The sequence below is a fragment of the Paenibacillus sp. B2(2019) genome (assembly GCF_008370385.1).
Classification (GTDB): Bacteria; Bacillota; Bacilli; order Paenibacillales; family Paenibacillaceae; genus Paenibacillus_AQ.
The window spans coordinates 1-17507 of sequence record NZ_VTZR01000027.1 but is presented as its reverse complement, the minus strand read 5'-3'; the positions used below and the strand labels follow the sequence as shown (position 1 = coordinate 17507).

Below are 17507 nucleotides of genomic sequence, written 5' to 3'. Positions count from 1 at the left end.
GCGAGGAATGTTTGGACTTCCGATCGCTGTTATGCTCGAATTCCTTTGAATTTGTTACCGCTGAGCGGTAGAAATTCGAGCATAAAGGCGAACGCTAACGCTTCTACAGTTCCAAACTTCCTCTCCATAACTCCCTCCAACCACCGCTTTCACCCTACTGCAAGCCGCAGTGCGCGCCTTTCACACGGACCTCAAGACCTCGGTGCATGAGCTGCGCCATGCAACCTCTTCTAGCGAAACAAGCGAGTACCCACACTTTGCAAGGGGGACTTAGGGGGATGACCCCTAACTAGCAGCTGCAGCCATCTTTCTCCGCCCCGCCAAAATCAACCTGCGTCGGGTAATCATTATCGAAGCAGGAAAGGCATAGCCCGCCTTTGTAATCATCTTTGTTGTGACCACCAATGGAAGTGATTAAGCCCTCCGGTGACAAGAATGCCAAGGAATCGGCATTAATCTCTTCGCACATTTCCGCAATGGACTTGTACGACGCGATGAGATCGCGGCGGTCTGGGGTATCAATGCCGTAGAAGCAAGGATTCTTGAAGGGTGGCGATGTAATCCGCACGTGAACCTCTACGGCTCCCGCTTCGCGGAGCAAATTGACGATCCGCCGTGAAGTTGTTCCACGCACGATGGAATCATCGATCATGACAACACGTTTGCCATCGACCACACTGCGCACGGCGCTTAGCTTCATTTTCACACCTTGCTCACGCAGCTCTTGGCTCGGCTGGATGAAGGTCCGGCCTGTATACTTATTCTTGATGAGCCCAAGCTCATAAGGAATGCCCGTCTGCTCCGCAAATCCAATCGCTGCCGAGATACTAGAATCCGGTACACCAGTTACGAGGTCAGCATCTACGAAAGCTTCTAATGCCATTCGGCTACCCATCCGCTTACGGGCGGTGTGCAGGTTAGCGCCATTCATATCACTGTCTGGGCGAGAGAAGTAAATATACTCCATCGCGCATAGCGCTTTACGTTTTGGCTCGGTAAAACGGTCCTCTAACAGGCCATTTTTATCAAGCACGAGCAGTTCGCCAGGTTCGATATCGCGGACTAACTGTGCTCCGATAACTTCTAAGGCGCAAGATTCGGAAGCAAAAATATAGGCGTCGCCGATCCGTCCCATTACAAGCGGACGCAAACCATGGGAATCCGAAGCGACAATTAATTTGTCATTCGTCATAAGCAGAAAAGCAAATCCGCCAACCAGTTGTTTTAGCGCATCCTTAGCCGCTTCAACAAAATCCTTAGACGAACGCGCAATCAGATGCGCCAGCACTTCTGTATCACTTGTGGTTTGGAAGATCGATCCGCTTTGCTCAAGCTGTTTACGAATCAACGGTTCATTTACTATGTTACCGTTCGTAGCAATCGCCAAATCACCGTCACGATATTTGAATACGAGCGGCTGTGCATTAGTTAAGCGGCTGTCTCCACTGGTGGAATAACGTACATGCCCGATGGACATGTCTCCAACCAGTGAGGCAATTTTGTCCTTGTCGAATACTTCTTTTACTAACCCCATCCCGCGGTGATAGTTGAAATCACGACCATCTGCTACGCAGATGCCCGCACTTTCTTCCCCACGGTGCTGTAAGGCGTGCAAGCCGTAATAAGACATGGACGCCGCTTCCGGGTGTCCGAAGACCCCGAAAACGCCGCATTCTTCTTTTAATGTGTCAAAAATATCTCCCGAGCCCGTTCCTTCATTGTAAAAGTCACCAGTCCACAGGATAGGAGTCTCCTGCTCTTTCCCGGTCTTTATTTCATAAGACATGGAATAGCATCCTCCCAAACGAATTTCAATTCTGCTACAGCTTCATCTAATACGGATGCACCGTCCAGATTTACGCGCAGTCTGTCTCCACCTACAGTTCCGATGATTTCCACTGGAACGCCGCTGGCAGCAATCGCTGCTTTCAGCTCTTCCGCACGTTCAGGCGCTGCCGTCAGCACGATACGTGATTGGCTTTCGCTGAACAATGCTACATCGGATCTAAGTCCATTAGCAGATAGTTCAACGTTCGCACCAACGCCACCGCTGATACAGCTCTCTGCAAGTGCTACAGCAAGGCCGCCTTCGGACAAGTCATGTGCCGAACGCACCAGACCACCGCGAATCGAGCTAAGCACTGCGCTCAGCAGTTTTTTCTCAGTAGCCAAATCCAATGCTGGAGGACGGCCTTCCGTTACACCATGAACGGCATATTGAAATTCACTACCACCAAGCTCAGCTTTTGTTACGCCTAGCAAAAGGATGGAATCTCCTTCTTGTTTGAAGCCTTGAGTCGTAATATGATCCGTATCCGTTACTAAACCAACCATGCCGACAACCGGTGTTGGGTAGATGGATCCCGTCGTATTTTCGTTATAAAGACTGACATTCCCGCCGATAACCGGAGTATCCAGCACACGGCAAGCTTCAGCCATACCATCAACCGCACGCTCCATTTGCCAGAACACATCAGGTTTCTCAGGGTTTCCGAAGTTTAGGTTATCGGTAATAGCAAGCGGTTCAGCACCCGAACAAACGATGTTACGAGCCGCTTCGCTGACTGCAATCCGTCCACCCACTTCAGGATCAAGATAAACATAACGCCCGTTACAGTCCGTGGTCATCGCAAGTCCTTTACGTGTACCATGAATGGTAACTACAGCCGCATCAGATCCAGGTCGAACAGCCGTACTAGTCCGAACCATGTAATCATATTGGTTGTATACCCAAGCTTTGCTTGCTACGGTTGGTGATCCAAGCACTGTACGCAGTGCGCTGCCCAGATCTGTAACTTCCGCGTAACGAAGCGTATCTACCGATTCATTTTCTACATAATAAGCAGGAACCTCAGATGGTTTGTTATACACTGGACACTCATCCACGAGCGCTGTTACAGGCATGTCGCCAACAACCTCACCGTGATGATACAGCTTCAAGCGACCATCATCCGTTACTTTACCGACCTTACAGCAGATTACACCCCAGCGATCAAAAATCTCTTGCGCTTGAGCTTCATCCTTCGGCTCTACTACAAACAACATCCGTTCTTGCGATTCCGAAAGCATCATTTCATAAGGGGTCATGCCGTCTTCACGTTGTGGCACCTGATCAAGATACAGCTCCAAACCATTACCAGCTTTACTTGCCATCTCTGCACTAGAGCAGGTAAGTCCAGCCGCACCCATATCCTGAATCCCAATAACGATGCCGCTGTCGATTAACTCTAGACAAGATTCCATAACGAGCTTCTCCATAAATGGATCGCCTACTTGTACAGCTGTACGTTTAGCTTCTGACTCTTCACTTAGTTCAACGGATGCAAAAGTAGCCCCATGAATCCCATCACGTCCAGTAGGAGGACCTACGTAGAAGACTGGGTTCCCTACACCTTTAGCGACACCACGCTGGATTTTATCATGATCAATCAGACCGACACACATTGCGTTAACAAGCGGGTTACCGTCATAGCTATCATCGAACATGATTTCGCCGCCCACGGTTGGAATCCCGATACAGTTACCATAACCAGCAATACCAGACACGACATGCTCGAACAAATATTTCACGCGATCGCTTTCCAGCTTGCCGAAACGCAAGGAATTCAGCAGTGCGATAGGTCTTGAGCCCATGGAAAAAATATCACGAATGATACCACCTACACCTGTTGCCGCTCCTTGAAAAGGTTCTACCGCAGAGGGGTGGTTATGACTTTCGATTTTGAACACAACCGCTTGGTTGTCTCCGATATCTACAATCCCTGCGCCCTCGCCAGGTCCCATCAGGACACGTGGTCCAGTAACTGGGAAACGTTTCAACAATGGCTTAGAGTTCTTGTATGCACAGTGTTCGGACCACATTACGCTGAATACGCCGATTTCAGTATAGTTCGGCAAACGTCCCATAAAAGACTTGATGAGCTCATATTCGCTGTCCGACACACCGAATTGGCTGTAAATTTTCTGCTCTGCGATCTGTTCTGCGGTCGGTTCCTTAACGGATACTTGCTGCATCATGACGATCCCTCCAAGTCTTCAGTATAGATGTGAACATTCGTTTGCCATCTTCAGATCCGAGCAAGCTGTTAGCTGCACGCTCAGGGTGAGGCATCATGCCGACTACATTCCCCTGCACATTACTAACACCCGCAATATCAGCTACAGAGCCGTTAGGATTATCGCTATATGTGAACACAATCTGATTGTTAGCTTTCAGTTCTGCTAAAGTCTCTTCATCACAGTAATAGTTTCCTTCGCCGTGAGCGATTGGGATGATGATTTCTTCATCCTTAGCATAATCAATAGTAAATGGGGTTTCGTTATTAACAACCTTAAGCACTGTATCATGACAACGGAACTTCATGGACATGTTACGACGCAGCGCGCCTGGCAACAAACCAGCCTCAGTAAGAATTTGGAACCCATTGCAAATGCCTAGCACGAATTTACCTTGCTCTGCTGCTTTAGCAACTTCAGCCATTACAGGAGCAAATCTTGAAATCGCGCCGCAGCGCAGGTAATCACCATATGAGAATCCGCCTGGAACCAAAATGCAATCATACGCCGACAAATCTGTCGCTGTATGCCACACATAATCGACTGGTTCGCCGAGACTGTCCTCTACCGCCTTGTAGCAATCAATATCACAGTTAGAGCCTGGGAAGACAAGTACAGCAAATTTCATGTCGTTTAGTCCTCCAATTCGTAGCGGTAATCCTCGATCACCGTGTTGGCAAGTAGCTTTTCGCACATTTCCTTGAGACGCACTTCTGCTTCAGCACGGTTATCCGTATCCAAAGTCAGCTCCATATATTTCCCAATACGCAAACTTTCAACTTCTTGAAAACCTACCGAATGAAGTGCTCCTTGCACTGCTACACCTTGTGGATCGAGAACGCTCTTCTTAATGGTGACATATACCGTCGCTTTTAACATATGCTTGTAGTTCCTCCTAAATTTTTATGTGTATATACTTTCTGAAAGCTGAAACTCTACTAAAAGTAACTCTAGCTTTAAAAACATACACTTCATTTATTCCCATGAGTAAACACACAATGTTGAGCTATAAAGACTTGCCAGTAAGACGATGATAAATGTCCAGATAACGGCGCGTTGTTTCTTCAACTACTTCTAGTGGAAGTGGATCAGGTTTGCTATTTTTATCCCAGGAGGATGCAGATAGATACGTACGAACAGGTTCTTTATCCATACTATCAATTTCGATATCAAGAGCGTATTTGTCCTTGGCCCAGAAACGTGAAGCATCCGGCGTAAAAATCTCATCAATCAGAATCACCTTGCCATCCAGCAAGCCGAATTCAAATTTGCAATCTGCTAGAATGATTCCCCGCTCAGCACAATACTCTCTGGCAAAAGAGAACAATTGCAAGCTCTTCTCCTGCAGCTCGAGTGCCAGATCAGCACCGATTAGCTCCTGCATCTTTTCAAAAGGAATATCCTCATCATGACCTACATCGTTTTTAGCCGCAGGGGTAAAGATTGGCTGGGCCAGCAGCGCATTTTTGCGCAAGTTCTTAGGAAGCTCAATACCATTCACTTTGCCAGTTTCTTGATATTGTCTCCAGCCCCCACCGGTGATGCACCCACGCACAACACATTCGATATCGATGCGCTCCGCTTTGCGTACTACCATAACACGGTTTCTGAGAGCTTCCTTGTCCTTAACGATATCTCCGAGCAGATCCACATCGATATGAACGACATGATTCTCCATTAGCTCTTTGGTCTTTCCGAACCAGAACGCACTCAGACGGTTAAGCACATTGCCCTTTTCAGGTACCGCTGGGTCCAGCACATAGTCAAAAGCAGATATCCGATCCGTGACGACGATCAGTACATTCTCCCCTAAATCGTATAGCTCACGAACCTTCCCTTTATAGAGCAGCGGCGCATTGATGAGTTCCACGGCTGTGGATACGGCCGACGATGTCATGACCTTTCCTCCCTTGAACTAATGATCTTCCTAAGTTGGGCTGGTCTAGGAGGAAGCACTTCCGAGGAATGTTTGGACTTCCGATCGCTGTTATCCTCAGATTTCTTGATTTGAACCGCTTCTCGCGGTAGAAATCCAAGGATAAAGGCGAACGCTACGCTTCTACAGTTCCAAACTTCCTCTACAGTGCTCCCCCATCCAGCTTTGCATTTATTGCAGCGTTCCTTAGTTCACCACTAACTTATCTTTTTAGGATCTCTAAGGTCTCATTCCGAGGAATTCGTTCCTTATCGACCCAACCATTAACGCACCTATTTTTTAGATAAGCTCTAGCTTGCGGAAGATGGTGTCCACATGCTTAAGGTGCCAAGAAGGGTTAAATGCATCTTCAATTTCTTCTGGGGTAAGAACGTTAGTGATCTCAGGTGTAGCTTCCACGATATCGCGGAATTGTTTTTGCTCTTCCCATGCTTGCATAGCACGCGGTTGAACGGTATCGTACGCTTGCTCACGGCTAAGGCCTTTGTCGATCAGTTTAGTCAAGATCCGACCGGAGAAAGGAACACCGAACGTACGGTTCATGTTACGCTTCATATTCTCTGGGAATACAGTCAGGTTCTTCACGATGTTACCGAAACGGTTCAGCATATAGTTAAGCAGCATTGTCGCATCCGGAAGGATGATACGTTCCACAGAGGAGTGCGAAATATCGCGTTCATGCCAGAGTGGCACGTTCTCGTAAGCTGTAACCATATGTCCGCGAATGACGCGGGACAGACCGGAAATGTTCTCACAACCAATGGGGTTCCGTTTGTGAGGCATAGCGGAGGAACCCTTTTGACCTTTGGCAAAGGCTTCTTCCACTTCACGAATCTCACTCTTTTGCAGGGCGCGGATTTCAGTAGCGAATTTGTCTAACGATGTCGCTACCAAAGCAAGAGCAGCCATGTATTCAGCATGACGGTCACGTTGCAGCGTTTGTGTTGAGATTGGAGCTGGGCTTGTGCCGAGCTTGCGGCACACGAATTCTTCTACGAAAGGATCGATGTTCGCGTACGTACCAACGGCACCGGAGATTTTACCAAACTGCACACCGTTCGCAGCATGGCGGAAACGCTCCAGATTACGTTTCATTTCTTCGTACCATAGAGCCATTTTCAGACCAAAGGTAGTTGGCTCGGCATGAACACCATGCGTACGGCCCATCATCGGCGTATCCTTGTAAGCAATAGCTTTATCTTTAAGGATCTCAATAAAGTTGATGATATCCTTCTCTAGAATTTCATTCGCTTGACGCAGCAAGTAACCTAGCGCCGTATCTACCACGTCAGTAGAAGTAAGACCGTAGTGAACCCATTTGCGTTCTGCGCCTAGGCTTTCGGAAACCGCGCGTGTAAATGCGATAACGTCATGACGTGTCTCTTGTTCTATTTCATCAATGCGTGCGATGTCGAATTTAGCGTCTTTACGCAGTTTAGCTGCGTCTTCGTGCGGGATGACTCCCAGCTCAGCCCATGCTTCACAAGCGCAAATTTCAACTTCCAGCCACGCTTTGAATTTATTTTCCTCCGTCCAAATAGCTCGCATCTCAGGTCTGCTGTAACGTTCGATCATATTCTTTAGTTCCTCCAAAGTTTAGATTGCTCCACCCAGGACAAGCCGTCTCCGGTATCCTTGCAGAGCAGATTGATATGGCCCATCTTGCGGCCGGTCTTACTCTCAGTCTTGCCATATATATGAAGCTTAGGTACAACACCCAGCTTATTATCTTTTTCGTCCTGTGTACAGGTCGCTTTAATCGCGCCATCCAAATGCTGGCCTAGCACATTTACCATAACTACAGGTGTCAAAAGCGTTGTATCGCCTAGCGGCAGATTACAAATCGCCCGGACATGCTGCTCGAACTGTGAAGTCGCGCAAGCGTCCATGGTGTAATGCCCGGAGTTATGCGGCCTTGGTGCTAACTCATTGACGTACAATTGTCCGTCCTCTGTGACGAACATTTCTACTGCCAGCAGTCCAACCGCATCAAGTCCAGCGATTAATGTCTCTGCCAATTCGCATGCTCTCCGCTGAATGTCCTCTGCCACTCTTGCAGGCACAATGGACAGATGCAAAATATTATTCACATGAATATTTTCCGACGGTGGGAAGCTCTTAACCTCACCAGAAGCACTGCGTGCAGCAACAACGGATATTTCACACTTATAAGCTACAAACTTCTCAAGCACCAGCTCCGGCACAACGGCTCCGGGTGCTACTTGCCGGAAGGCTTCTTCCAGCTCTTCTTCCTGACGGATCACGGCTTGTCCCTTGCCGTCATAACCGCCTGTGGCTGTCTTCAGCACACAAGGTAGTCCAAGCTCAGCCGCCGCCACTTTCAACTCCGCAAGGCTGTCTACCTTCAGGTACGGGGCGACGGGTACGCCTGCCGCCTCGATGGCGGCTTTTTCGCGCAGCCGATGCTGCGTCGTATACAGCAGCGCGCTGCCCTGCGGCACGTACGATTCCTCCGTCAGCAGCGCGGCAACGCCCGCGTCAACGTTCTCGAACTCGTACGTGATGACGTCCGAGCGGCGGGCTAGCTCCCGCGCCGCGTCCCGGTCGTTATACGCCGCTGTAATCTGCGGCGTGACTTGACCGCTAGGCGCATCCGGCGCAGGGTCCAGCGCCACGAAGCGGTACCCCATGGCGCTGCCAGCCAGCGCCATCATGCGCCCGAGCTGCCCGCCGCCGAGCACGCCGACGGTCGCGCCGGGCAGCAGCGTCCGGACGGTGTCCGTGCCGGACGCATCCATAGCGGCTGGCGAAGTAACGCCGCCAGCCTCCTGCAGCTTCAGCTCCTCCGGTCTCATAAGCTGTCGCTGCTTTCAAGGACTTCGTCGCGGATCGCATCCCGCCGCAGCTGCGCGCGCTGCTGCACTTCTGGATCGAATGCTCCGATAATCTGTGCAGCCAGGAGGCCTGCATTAATGGCTCCTGCCTTACCAATGGCTACCGTTGCCACTGGAATGCCTCCTGGCATCTGCACGATGGAGAGAAGCGAATCCAGCCCATTAAGCGCCTTCGACTGCACTGGCACTCCAATCACAGGCAGGATCGTCTTTGCAGCCACCATACCCGGCAAATGCGCTGCACCACCCGCTCCTGCAATAATGACGCGAATACCCCGGCCCGCGGCTTCCTCCGCATAGCTGAACATCAAGTCCGGCGTCCGGTGCGCAGATACTACCTTCTTCTCATAAGATAATCCCAGCTCTTCAAGCACCGCACAAGCGTGCTCCATCGTATCCCAATCCGATTTACTGCCCATGATAACAGCTACCTGCACAGTCATGATTCGACCTACCTTCCAGTCACTAGTATGGATATCTTTATCTTGTAAATTCGAATAAAAAAAGCCCGATGACCAGACGCATTTTGCTGCGGGAGGATCGGACTAGTAAAGAAATTAGGAAAAAATAATCCGCGTGCCTATCATTAGGCTGCATTAAGCGCGGAAAATGGCATAATGCATCATTCCGTTACCCGGACCGCATTGCCGCATTCTATCATCCTATTTCCTCGTAGTCCGGTAATTTACGGTTCCCGGGTAGAAACTTCCGGGCCATATCCCCGGTTTTATACGAGTTGCTCATGACATCAGTTTAACAATCCCCTACACAGGATGTCAACTCAAACACGAACATTGGTAAATTCCGATTAATAATCGTTCGCTTTTAGGCGTATTTAATTTCTCAATAACCACTTATTTTGATGATAAAGACTTCTTTCCGTACACTATTAGCTCTAACAACAGATGTTATATTAACTGTAGAATAGGCTTCATGGAAATACATATAATTCCTTTATTGGATATGAATTTAGTCATTTCGTTTCTTAATAATCAAGTATAAACGCCTTTGGCGTCCCTGTATGACGGTTAGCGTTTATGCGAGAAATATAAGGATAAAGTATAGTTTGAAACATATACTTTCTTATATTTGAAAAAAGGAACGCCATAAGCGTCCCTTTTAACTTTATATTATTTTACTACTAGCACTGGAATGCGGGCGCTTTGTACTACATTGTGGCTCACACTTCCCAGAACAAACTCACGTATTCCGCCAAGTCCGCGGCTGCCGATAACAATTACATCTATAGCATGTTCTTTAGCATATTTCAAAATCACTTCAGCGGGAGATCCTTGTAATAGCTCAACCTCAGCATTCAAGCCTTCAGCCTCAAGGCGTCCCTTGACTTCTTCCGTAGTCTGCACTGCTAAATCATAATATTCTTTATTTACTGAAGCCGGTAGTGGTGCTAGAGCTTCTCCGATAAAAAATCTTGGAAATTCAAATGCGTGTACAACATGCATCGTAGAGCCCGGAGTTACTTTTGCGAGTTCAATTGCGCGCTCCAATGCTTGATTAGAAGCCTTAGATCCATCATAGGCGAGTAAAATTTTAGAGAATAACATGTACGCCACCTCTTTTTCTAGTTTGTAATCATTAAGACTATCACCTTAAAAAATAGCTGTACAAAAAGATATTCAGCAACAGAAGTAACGGAATTCCGATCCTAAAGGACATATGTCGCGTCTTGTGGCGCTTACGATACATGGCAATCAGCACGCCTAGTGCCCCGCCCATAGCTGCCAGCAGAAAAAGTGTCTTCTCAGGTACACGTTCTCGCCGTTTACGGGCTTTGTTCTTGTCTTCGGACATCACTACATATCCGATAATATTAATTACCACAAACCACAACATTATAACCTTGACCATTCTCCCGGGCTCTCCTCCTTGCTTCCTATCTATCTCTATTATATTCCTCTTTTTCACAAAAAACCAATCATCCTTACACGCTCTGATAACTTCGCTACCTGCCTCTTTCTTTTCACTGCTTCGCATCCTTCATCCATATCCATGACAACACCGCAGCCAGCGCCGCCGCAATTCCACCCAGCCAGAACCCTCCGGTCAAGCCATAAAGAGCGCTCATCCAGCCTGCCACGAACGGCCCCGCCGACATACCTATTGCATAAACCGCCTGATAGAAGCCCATAGCTGTTGCACGCTTATACGGATCTACTTCTGACACCGACTTGCCTAGCAACAATGGAAAAATCAGTCCCTGCATAAATCCGTTTCCTACCTGAGTCAGACAGAGCGTCGCTAGCGTCGGCATTGAAGGAATAAGAAGTGTAAACAATGCACTTCCCGCGAAGCCTAAGAGAAGCGTGCCCCGGTCTCCTAGCAGCCTACCAAATGTCCGTGAGCCATAGAGGGTCGCGACAGCATGCGGAATCATAAAAGCGAGCGTCAGCCAGCCTAAGCTTTCTTTACTTGCTCCGATATTCAGAGCTTGGTTTGGCGTATATCCGAACATCGTTATGAATAGCACACAGTGTGCCAACACTGACAGCAGAGAAACTCTTACCAGAAGTGGCTCCTTCATAACACCTGCTAAGTCTTTGATCTGGATCGCACTTTGCCGTTTCTCCTGTTTTTGTTCAGGCAACCGCAACGCAAGCAGCAGTGCCGCAATCGCTACAAATCCACCAATCAGAAACGGAGTATTCCAGCCCCAATGCTCCACCATATACCCACTGATCATCATACTGGTCAATTGGGCGATTACCATAGTGAATTGCAGCATGCCCATCGCTTTTCCAGCTTCCTCTTTCGGGAAATATCCCGCGAACATCACAGTGTACACAACCCATGCGGAAGCCGCTATACCGGATACTGCACGTGCTGCCAATGCCCACCCAGGCTGTGCTCCCCACATAAAAAGAAAGCAGCTGGCTCCGCTCGCAATCAGTCCCAGGTAGATAAACGGACGACGCCGATTCAAATAATCCGAACCGATGCCAATTGGCAGTCGGAACAGAATCTGCATTAGCCCATATACGCCAAGCACCATGCCCACCATAAAATATGATGCTCCCAAATGCTCCACATAAGGGGAAAGCACAGGAACATAAATATAAGAAGAGAACCAGAACATAAATACAATAACGAGAAAGAAAAACTTACTGCCTCCCTGCCCCTGTGGGCTACCTGCTGCTTTTAGTTGATCCACTTGTTGTTCAGCTGCCACCCTAATCACCTGCTCTATGTATTTGCTTAACATTCTAATTCAAAGCCTATCTGTAGACCACAAAAACTTACGTGGACAGAAAAAAGGCTACTGAGCACACTCAGCAGCCTTTTTATTACGATACATGCGAACCTTTTTACTTATCCTTCTTTTGCCCTTCAAGCGCTGCTTTCAGCAGTTCCCCAAGGTTAGAACCAATGCTTTCTTGCTTACTGTATTGCTGTACCAGCTTTTGCTGTTCGCGTTTATTCACATGCTTATGATCCTTATCCAAGGTTTCTGTGATTCCACAGCCCAAACATTGTACGAACATGCCTGCTTTACCCTCTTTGAGCTCCATTTTCTTATGGCACTGTGGACAGCGGCGATTCGATAGTCTTTTCTCTCCGGCACGGGTATAACCACAGTTATCTGCAGGGCATACAAGCAGCTTGCCACGTTTGCTCTTTTTCTCCAGCAGTCTTGTACCACATTCCGGACAATTACTGTTCGAGACATTATGCGGTTTATATTCTGCTCCACTAGTTTTGACGCCAGTTACCAGCTCCTGTGCCATACTGCGGATGCCTTGCAAGAAGAGCTCCGGCTTGCCTTGACCACGCGCTATTTTCTCCAGCTCGGCTTCCCAGCGCGCGGTTAGATCTGGTGTCCGTAGCTGTGTGGATACCAACTCAATAAGCTGCTTGCCTTTACCAGTCGGATGCAGCAGATTCCCTTGGCGTTCAATGGTATCGGAGCTAACCAGCTTCTCGATAATATCCGCGCGGGTTGCCGGGGTTCCAAGGCCGTGCTTCTCCATTTGCGTCAACAGCGAAGCTTCATTATAACGCTTCGGTGGCTGTGTTCGTCCAGGACGAACCATGCAGCGGCCAATCGTGACAGTTGCTCCTTCGCGCAGCTCAGGTAGCTTCACAGTCCCAGCTGCTGGCTCGTCCGATGGCTCCTCGTCGTCATCGTTACTCATATCTCCGCCGTACACTTCACGCCAACCGGCATCTTTTACCGTCGTCCCTTTGACATGGAAGCTTTCGCCTTCCACATTGACGGTGACAGCTACCGCATCATAGCGAGCTGGTGGGTAGAACAAGCTAATAAAACGCCGTACAATCAGATCATACAGCTTACGTTCCTCAGTACTCAGACCATTTAACAAAACGGTCTGCTCTGTCGGAATAATAGCATGGTGATCGCTTACTTTGCTATCATCCACGATTCGCTTCGTAATCGGCAGCGGTTTGCGAAGCAGTGGACGTGCCAACGCAGCATATGGGCCGACAGCTACACTGTCCAATCTTTCCTTGAGTGTGCCCGTCATATCTGATGTTAAGTAACGACTGTCCGTACGCGGGTAAGTGACAAGCTTATGCTGCTCATATAACCGCTGAAGCACACTGGAGGTCTGCTTCGCGGAGAAGCCGAACTTCCGGTTCGCATCGCGCTGCAATTCAGTCAGATCATAAGCGAGTGGATGAGGTTCGCTCTTCTCACTCTTCTGTACCTTAATAATACGGCCGCTGCGTCCAGTAAGCTTATCCTTTAGACTTGCCGTCTTATCCTTTTCAAATATCCGACCATCGCCGTTACTGGCCCGCCATGCCGCTTGGAAATCTCCAAAATCAGCAGTCAGCGTCTCAAAATCAACGGAACGGAAACCCGTAATCTCCTGTTCACGATCCATGATCATCCCTAATGTCGGCGTTTGTACCCGCCCTGCGGAGAGCGGCGAACCGAACTTACATGTTAAAGCTCTCGTGACATTCAGTCCAATCATCCAATCCGCCTCTGCGCGGCAACGTGCAGATTCATACAGACGATCAAAATCGCGACCTGGGCGGAGCTTTGCGAATCCCTCTTTAATCGCCTTATCAGTCTGCGAGGATATCCACAGCCGCCGGAACGGCTTTTTCCACCCTGCCATATTCATAATCCAGCGAGCCAGTAGCTCCCCTTCACGGGCAGCATCTGTAGCAACAATAAGCTCCTCAATGTCCTGACGCTTCATTAGATGCTGAACAGCTTTATATTGCTGGTTGGTCTCACGCAGCACCTTCAGCTTGGTCTTCTCCGGCAAAATCGGCAAATCCTCCAAGGCCCAAGTTGCAAACTTTTTATTATAATCTTCAGGCTCTGCCAGGCCGACTAAATGACCCAGTGCCCAGGTAACCACATATTTTGGACCTTCAATATAGCTCTTCTGTTTATTATTACATCCCATGACTCGTGCGATCTCGCGTGCAACAGACGGCTTCTCCGCCAATACTAATGTCTTCATAATGCTCCCCTTTCCACATCAAATTTCATTATATCATTAAATGAATGTTAGCAAATATCGTCAGGCTTTACCGGGTCACTCCGTTATACACTAAATAAATTAAACAACGAAAACTCAGTGAGTGAAATCTTCATTCCATTAGAAAAGCCCGTATCTGCTATGCAGACACGGACTTTTTTTGCTTATGGGATTAATAGTTACTCTTGCTCCACCTGAATCGTTTGTTCAAGCTCCGGATAATAATGTTTAACTTGTTTTCCTTCTTCATCTCTTAATGCTTTATGGCTCTCATCAATGGAGTAAGTAAACGGCTTAACAGTAATTGTTTTTGGTGTTTGTGGGAACCGACTGAAATCTTTGTCTACCATGGGATAGACTATAGCCGGCAAGTTGAATGACCCACTCGAAGAAAATGCATTGCCTAGTTCATCAACAATTTCATAGAACATTTCAGAGGTTGTGTATCCATCCTTTTCTTTCACAGTTGGCGCTTTACCTTCTTCGCTGAGCTGTAATCTGCTTGTGGCTGGAGTTAATTCCAGCTTGGTAATCGTATAACTGAATTCTTCTGCCTCTTTTGTTTGGTTCAGATCAAGCTTGATAATTCCTTCCGTTACTTTTTTCACCGGCACCTTGATTTCAAAAGGCTCTGCGATTTGTGTAACCGGCACAGTGATGCTTAATTCAAATTCATTCCCCAAAGCCTCTACATTATTTAGATTTCTATAATCGTATAAAATAGCATTCTTTTTACCCTCAACATCGCCAAAAGACGACATTTGGCTCTCCAGATTCTTTCCATTCGGCAATTTCACTTCTGCTGAACCCAACAACCCTTTTTCGGACTGGTTCATTGTCACTTTCGCATACTGCTGTTCTTTTACCGCTGGATCGAATTCAATCGGTTCAATAATCATTTCTGCCATCATCTTATCCTTATCAATGCCTTCCCGTTCAATCGCAAAAGCCAACCGCGAGCCGTCATAATAGGCATCGGTAACCTTCAAGGTCACTCCATCATGGGTAACGCTTTGGTTAGGCGCAGTAGATAATCCTTTTTCTTCAGCAGCATTTAGACCTTTATCGTCAATCCCCTTAAAAATACTTCCTACAACAGGAATCTGCTTCAACGTTTCAGCCATGACTGGGGATATAAATCCGCTACCGATTATTCCCGCACCCAACACTGCTGCTGCCGCGGCAGCCACCAATGATTTTTTCAGAAACTTATTCCCACTTTTTCTTGACGCTCGCTTTTCCATTCCCTCGTCTCCTATTCGCTTCATAATTGAATCGCTGAAACTGTCTACCGGCATTTCATGATTTTGGAATGTTTGACGAATGTGCTCCATCTTCTGACTTTCAGTTGGATCTTGCCATTTCTCCATGAGGGCTTCCTCCTTCATTCATTCTTTGCCGGACTAACTTTTTGCGTAGACGTTCAAATTTCTTGCGTAAAGTAGCTGAATTACAATCCATAATCTGACCCATTTCTTCAAAACTGTACTGCTCTACTACCTTAAGAATCAGAAGATTGCTCTCTTCAGCTGTCAGATCATCCATAAATAACTTCTGCAATGGCTCCTCATCGTTAGGATTATAATAGGCTTTCGGCTGCTGCTCTTTATATAGCGACAACAGACGGTTTCTTCGTTTGCGTTTGCGAACCTGATCCAAACAATGATGATAGGCCACTTTATACAGCCATGAATTAAAAGAGACTCGTTTCTCATAACGTCTGAGTTCCTGATACACTTTTACAAATATATCTTGCACAGCATCCTCTGCTTCTTCATGACTTCTCAAAATATAATAGCAATACGTATAAATCTTTCTTTCATAGGCTTGTATTATAGTTCTATAGGCTTCGCGGTTACCCGCAAGAACCTGATCAATAGCCTCTTCAATTATTGTTTGATTCACTTGGACCCCGGGGCTGCGACGTTCCAAAGAATCACCTCCTTGTTATTGACTACAACTATATAACGATTGTGATCCCTTTAATTGTGACAGGCTCAAAAATTTTTCCAAATATGTTATAAACACCATCTGTTTTTCAACAAAAAAAGCGACTACCCCGATTGATGCTCGGAGAAATCACTTTTATAATAATATTCCATATTTATAAACTTTTTACTTATTTATGTTTTTCAACTCAATACATGCTTCAAAAAATACAATATCACTATTCTGGCCACGGACATATATACCATCATCCGTTACAGCTGAGCGTAAAATAGTCAGTTCATCCCCAAACTTAGCTTCTTGTAGATAAGTAATCCGGAAGCGTGTGAACTCTGCATTATCCCATTCCGCTAAACTGAGTGCATCACAACATAAATCTCCGTATCGGGCATTATTCAGATGTCCGTTGCTATCCAGCCCACTATATCTTACCTGATACCGATAAGCTTCTTCCATAGTAATATCAGTAGGGATCGTTACCTTAACAGGCATATCCCCTACTGAATCGCCATTATAGTGCTTAACCTGAACTGGAAGAGCGTTCGGTCTGAGTATCTTTCTCTTCTCAATATCTACTAAAGCCCATATAGAACGCGCTGTGGCAATCTCTATATGATCTGCATCGAAAATACGATAATCCCGTTGCCATAAAGCCCCTTTAGTACCTTTACTCCAGGTATGTACGCTAAGCACATCATTTGGGCGAGGAATACGCTTAAAATCAAGATCTAACGTAATCATCATCCAGCCCATTCCTGCACTCAGAATTTCTTCCACACTTATCCCCAAATTACCCACTGCGAAGTCTGCCGCACATTGCATGATATCCAGAATAAAGGATAACTTACCCTGTGAACGATAATCCGTGTCGCTCGCATGTACAGAAAAATCTTCTATCCACACAAGATTACTACTGTTGTCCATTGTTTATCCTCCTGCCATGCAAAATATCCTTGCATTTACTTGAAGTATCCACATATACCACTGCTCTATCCACATAAATTGGGGACTACTTTCATTTTTGAATATATTTTATTATTTCATCCACATGTTAGTAACTTTTATTTTTTCGTTATTTCCCCATGACTTATCCACATTATTTAAATTAAGCGATAAAGGGAACAAAAAAGCCATTGTTGATAAATCAACAATGGCTTCGTGTGCTTGGCAACGTCCTACTCTCCCAGGACCCTTCGGTCCAAGTACCATCGGCGCTGGAGGGCTTAACGGTCGTGT

At 47.1% G+C, this 17507-nt stretch carries 15 protein-coding genes, 1 rRNA gene and 1 riboswitch; all 16 genes read right to left on the bottom strand.

The features are described 5' to 3' along the window. Nucleotides 1-289: 289 nt before the first annotated feature. Complete coding sequence (purF, locus tag PAENI_RS28140) at nt 290-1786, bottom strand: amidophosphoribosyltransferase (RefSeq protein WP_076286945.1); 1497 nt, start codon at nt 1784-1786, stop codon at nt 290-292. Next, on the bottom strand, nt 1771-4017 hold the full coding sequence (gene purL, locus PAENI_RS28135) for a phosphoribosylformylglycinamidine synthase subunit PurL (protein ID WP_149647564.1): 2247 nt from the start codon (nt 4015-4017) through the stop codon (nt 1771-1773). Before purL ends, purF begins: the two co-directional genes overlap by 16 nt. Next, on the bottom strand, nt 3995-4684 hold the full coding sequence (gene purQ, locus PAENI_RS28130) for a phosphoribosylformylglycinamidine synthase subunit PurQ (RefSeq protein WP_042124034.1): 690 nt from the start codon (nt 4682-4684) through the stop codon (nt 3995-3997). The genes purL and purQ overlap by 23 nt, the downstream gene beginning before the upstream one ends. A 5-nt stretch (nt 4685-4689) precedes the next feature. Beyond that, nucleotides 4690-4935: a phosphoribosylformylglycinamidine synthase subunit PurS gene (purS, locus tag PAENI_RS28125; protein ID WP_036680912.1), complete on the bottom strand. Its 246-nt coding sequence runs from the start codon at nt 4933-4935 to the stop codon at nt 4690-4692. A 127-nt stretch (nt 4936-5062) separates the two neighbouring features. Beyond that, the gene (locus tag PAENI_RS28120; protein WP_076286947.1) at nt 5063-5953 is read right to left on the bottom strand and encodes a phosphoribosylaminoimidazolesuccinocarboxamide synthase; all 891 of its coding nucleotides are present in this window, start codon (nt 5951-5953) and stop codon (nt 5063-5065) included. Between the two features lie 318 nt (nt 5954-6271). Then, nucleotides 6272-7567 (bottom strand): adenylosuccinate lyase, encoded by a 1296-nt coding sequence (purB, locus tag PAENI_RS28110; protein ID WP_042124027.1) that lies wholly within the window; start codon nt 7565-7567, stop codon nt 6272-6274. Nucleotides 7568-7572: 5 nt separating this feature from the next. Then, nucleotides 7573-8751: a 5-(carboxyamino)imidazole ribonucleotide synthase gene (purK, locus tag PAENI_RS28105; RefSeq protein WP_149647583.1), complete on the bottom strand. Its 1179-nt coding sequence runs from the start codon at nt 8749-8751 to the stop codon at nt 7573-7575. 53 nt (nt 8752-8804) lie between these two features. Then, entirely contained in the window at nt 8805-9290 is a 486-nt protein-coding gene (purE, locus tag PAENI_RS28100; protein ID WP_149647562.1) for a 5-(carboxyamino)imidazole ribonucleotide mutase, read from the bottom strand. A 210-nt stretch (nt 9291-9500) separates the two neighbouring features. Beyond that, a riboswitch (purine riboswitch) is annotated at nt 9501-9602 on the bottom strand. Nucleotides 9603-9977: 375 nt separating this feature from the next. Further along, nucleotides 9978-10412: a universal stress protein gene (locus PAENI_RS28095; RefSeq protein ID WP_042184737.1), complete on the bottom strand. Its 435-nt coding sequence runs from the start codon at nt 10410-10412 to the stop codon at nt 9978-9980. Between the two features lie 40 nt (nt 10413-10452). Then, the gene (locus tag PAENI_RS28090; protein WP_042193264.1) at nt 10453-10716 is read right to left on the bottom strand and encodes a DUF1294 domain-containing protein; all 264 of its coding nucleotides are present in this window, start codon (nt 10714-10716) and stop codon (nt 10453-10455) included. A 112-nt stretch (nt 10717-10828) separates the two neighbouring features. Next, nucleotides 10829-12034 (bottom strand): MFS transporter, encoded by a 1206-nt coding sequence (locus PAENI_RS28085; RefSeq protein ID WP_262495764.1) that lies wholly within the window; start codon nt 12032-12034, stop codon nt 10829-10831. Nucleotides 12035-12170: 136 nt separating this feature from the next. Next, on the bottom strand, nt 12171-14306 hold the full coding sequence (locus PAENI_RS28080) for a DNA topoisomerase III (RefSeq protein WP_149647560.1): 2136 nt from the start codon (nt 14304-14306) through the stop codon (nt 12171-12173). A gap of 197 nt (nt 14307-14503) precedes the next feature. Then, on the bottom strand, nt 14504-15694 hold the full coding sequence (locus PAENI_RS28075) for a DUF4179 domain-containing protein (RefSeq protein WP_188114727.1): 1191 nt from the start codon (nt 15692-15694) through the stop codon (nt 14504-14506). After that, entirely contained in the window at nt 15669-16256 is a 588-nt protein-coding gene (locus tag PAENI_RS28070; protein WP_042184728.1) for an RNA polymerase sigma factor, read from the bottom strand. Before PAENI_RS28070 ends, PAENI_RS28075 begins: the two co-directional genes overlap by 26 nt. Before the next feature lie 183 nt (nt 16257-16439). Continuing rightward, complete coding sequence (locus PAENI_RS28065) at nt 16440-17195, bottom strand: acyl-[acyl-carrier-protein] thioesterase (protein WP_149647558.1); 756 nt, start codon at nt 17193-17195, stop codon at nt 16440-16442. 238 nt (nt 17196-17433) lie between these two features. Then, a 5S ribosomal RNA gene (rrf, locus tag PAENI_RS33205) occupies nt 17434-17507 on the bottom strand; the annotation flags it as partial.

Coding starts and splice junctions, on each gene's coding strand:
- PAENI_RS28120 (WP_076286947.1), bottom strand. CDS start 5,953: ATGACATCGTCGGCCGTATCCACAGCCGTGGAACTCATCAATGCGCCG.
- PAENI_RS28080 (WP_149647560.1), bottom strand. CDS start 14,306: ATGAAGACATTAGTATTGGCGGAGAAGCCGTCTGTTGCACGCGAGATC.
- purF (WP_076286945.1), bottom strand. CDS start 1,786: ATGTCTTATGAAATAAAGACCGGGAAAGAGCAGGAGACTCCTATCCTG.
- PAENI_RS28095 (WP_042184737.1), bottom strand. CDS start 10,412: ATGTTATTCTCTAAAATTTTACTCGCCTATGATGGATCTAAGGCTTCT.
- PAENI_RS28090 (WP_042193264.1), bottom strand. CDS start 10,716: ATGGTCAAGGTTATAATGTTGTGGTTTGTGGTAATTAATATTATCGGA.
- purK (WP_149647583.1), bottom strand. CDS start 8,751: ATGGATGCGTCCGGCACGGACACCGTCCGGACGCTGCTGCCCGGCGCG.
- purB (WP_042124027.1), bottom strand. CDS start 7,567: ATGATCGAACGTTACAGCAGACCTGAGATGCGAGCTATTTGGACGGAG.
- purE (WP_149647562.1), bottom strand. CDS start 9,290: ATGACTGTGCAGGTAGCTGTTATCATGGGCAGTAAATCGGATTGGGAT.
- purL (WP_149647564.1), bottom strand. CDS start 4,017: ATGATGCAGCAAGTATCCGTTAAGGAACCGACCGCAGAACAGATCGCA.
- purQ (WP_042124034.1), bottom strand. CDS start 4,684: ATGAAATTTGCTGTACTTGTCTTCCCAGGCTCTAACTGTGATATTGAT.
- PAENI_RS28065 (WP_149647558.1), bottom strand. CDS start 17,195: ATGGACAACAGTAGTAATCTTGTGTGGATAGAAGATTTTTCTGTACAT.
- purS (WP_036680912.1), bottom strand. CDS start 4,935: ATGTTAAAAGCGACGGTATATGTCACCATTAAGAAGAGCGTTCTCGAT.
- PAENI_RS28075 (WP_188114727.1), bottom strand. CDS start 15,694: ATGGAGAAATGGCAAGATCCAACTGAAAGTCAGAAGATGGAGCACATT.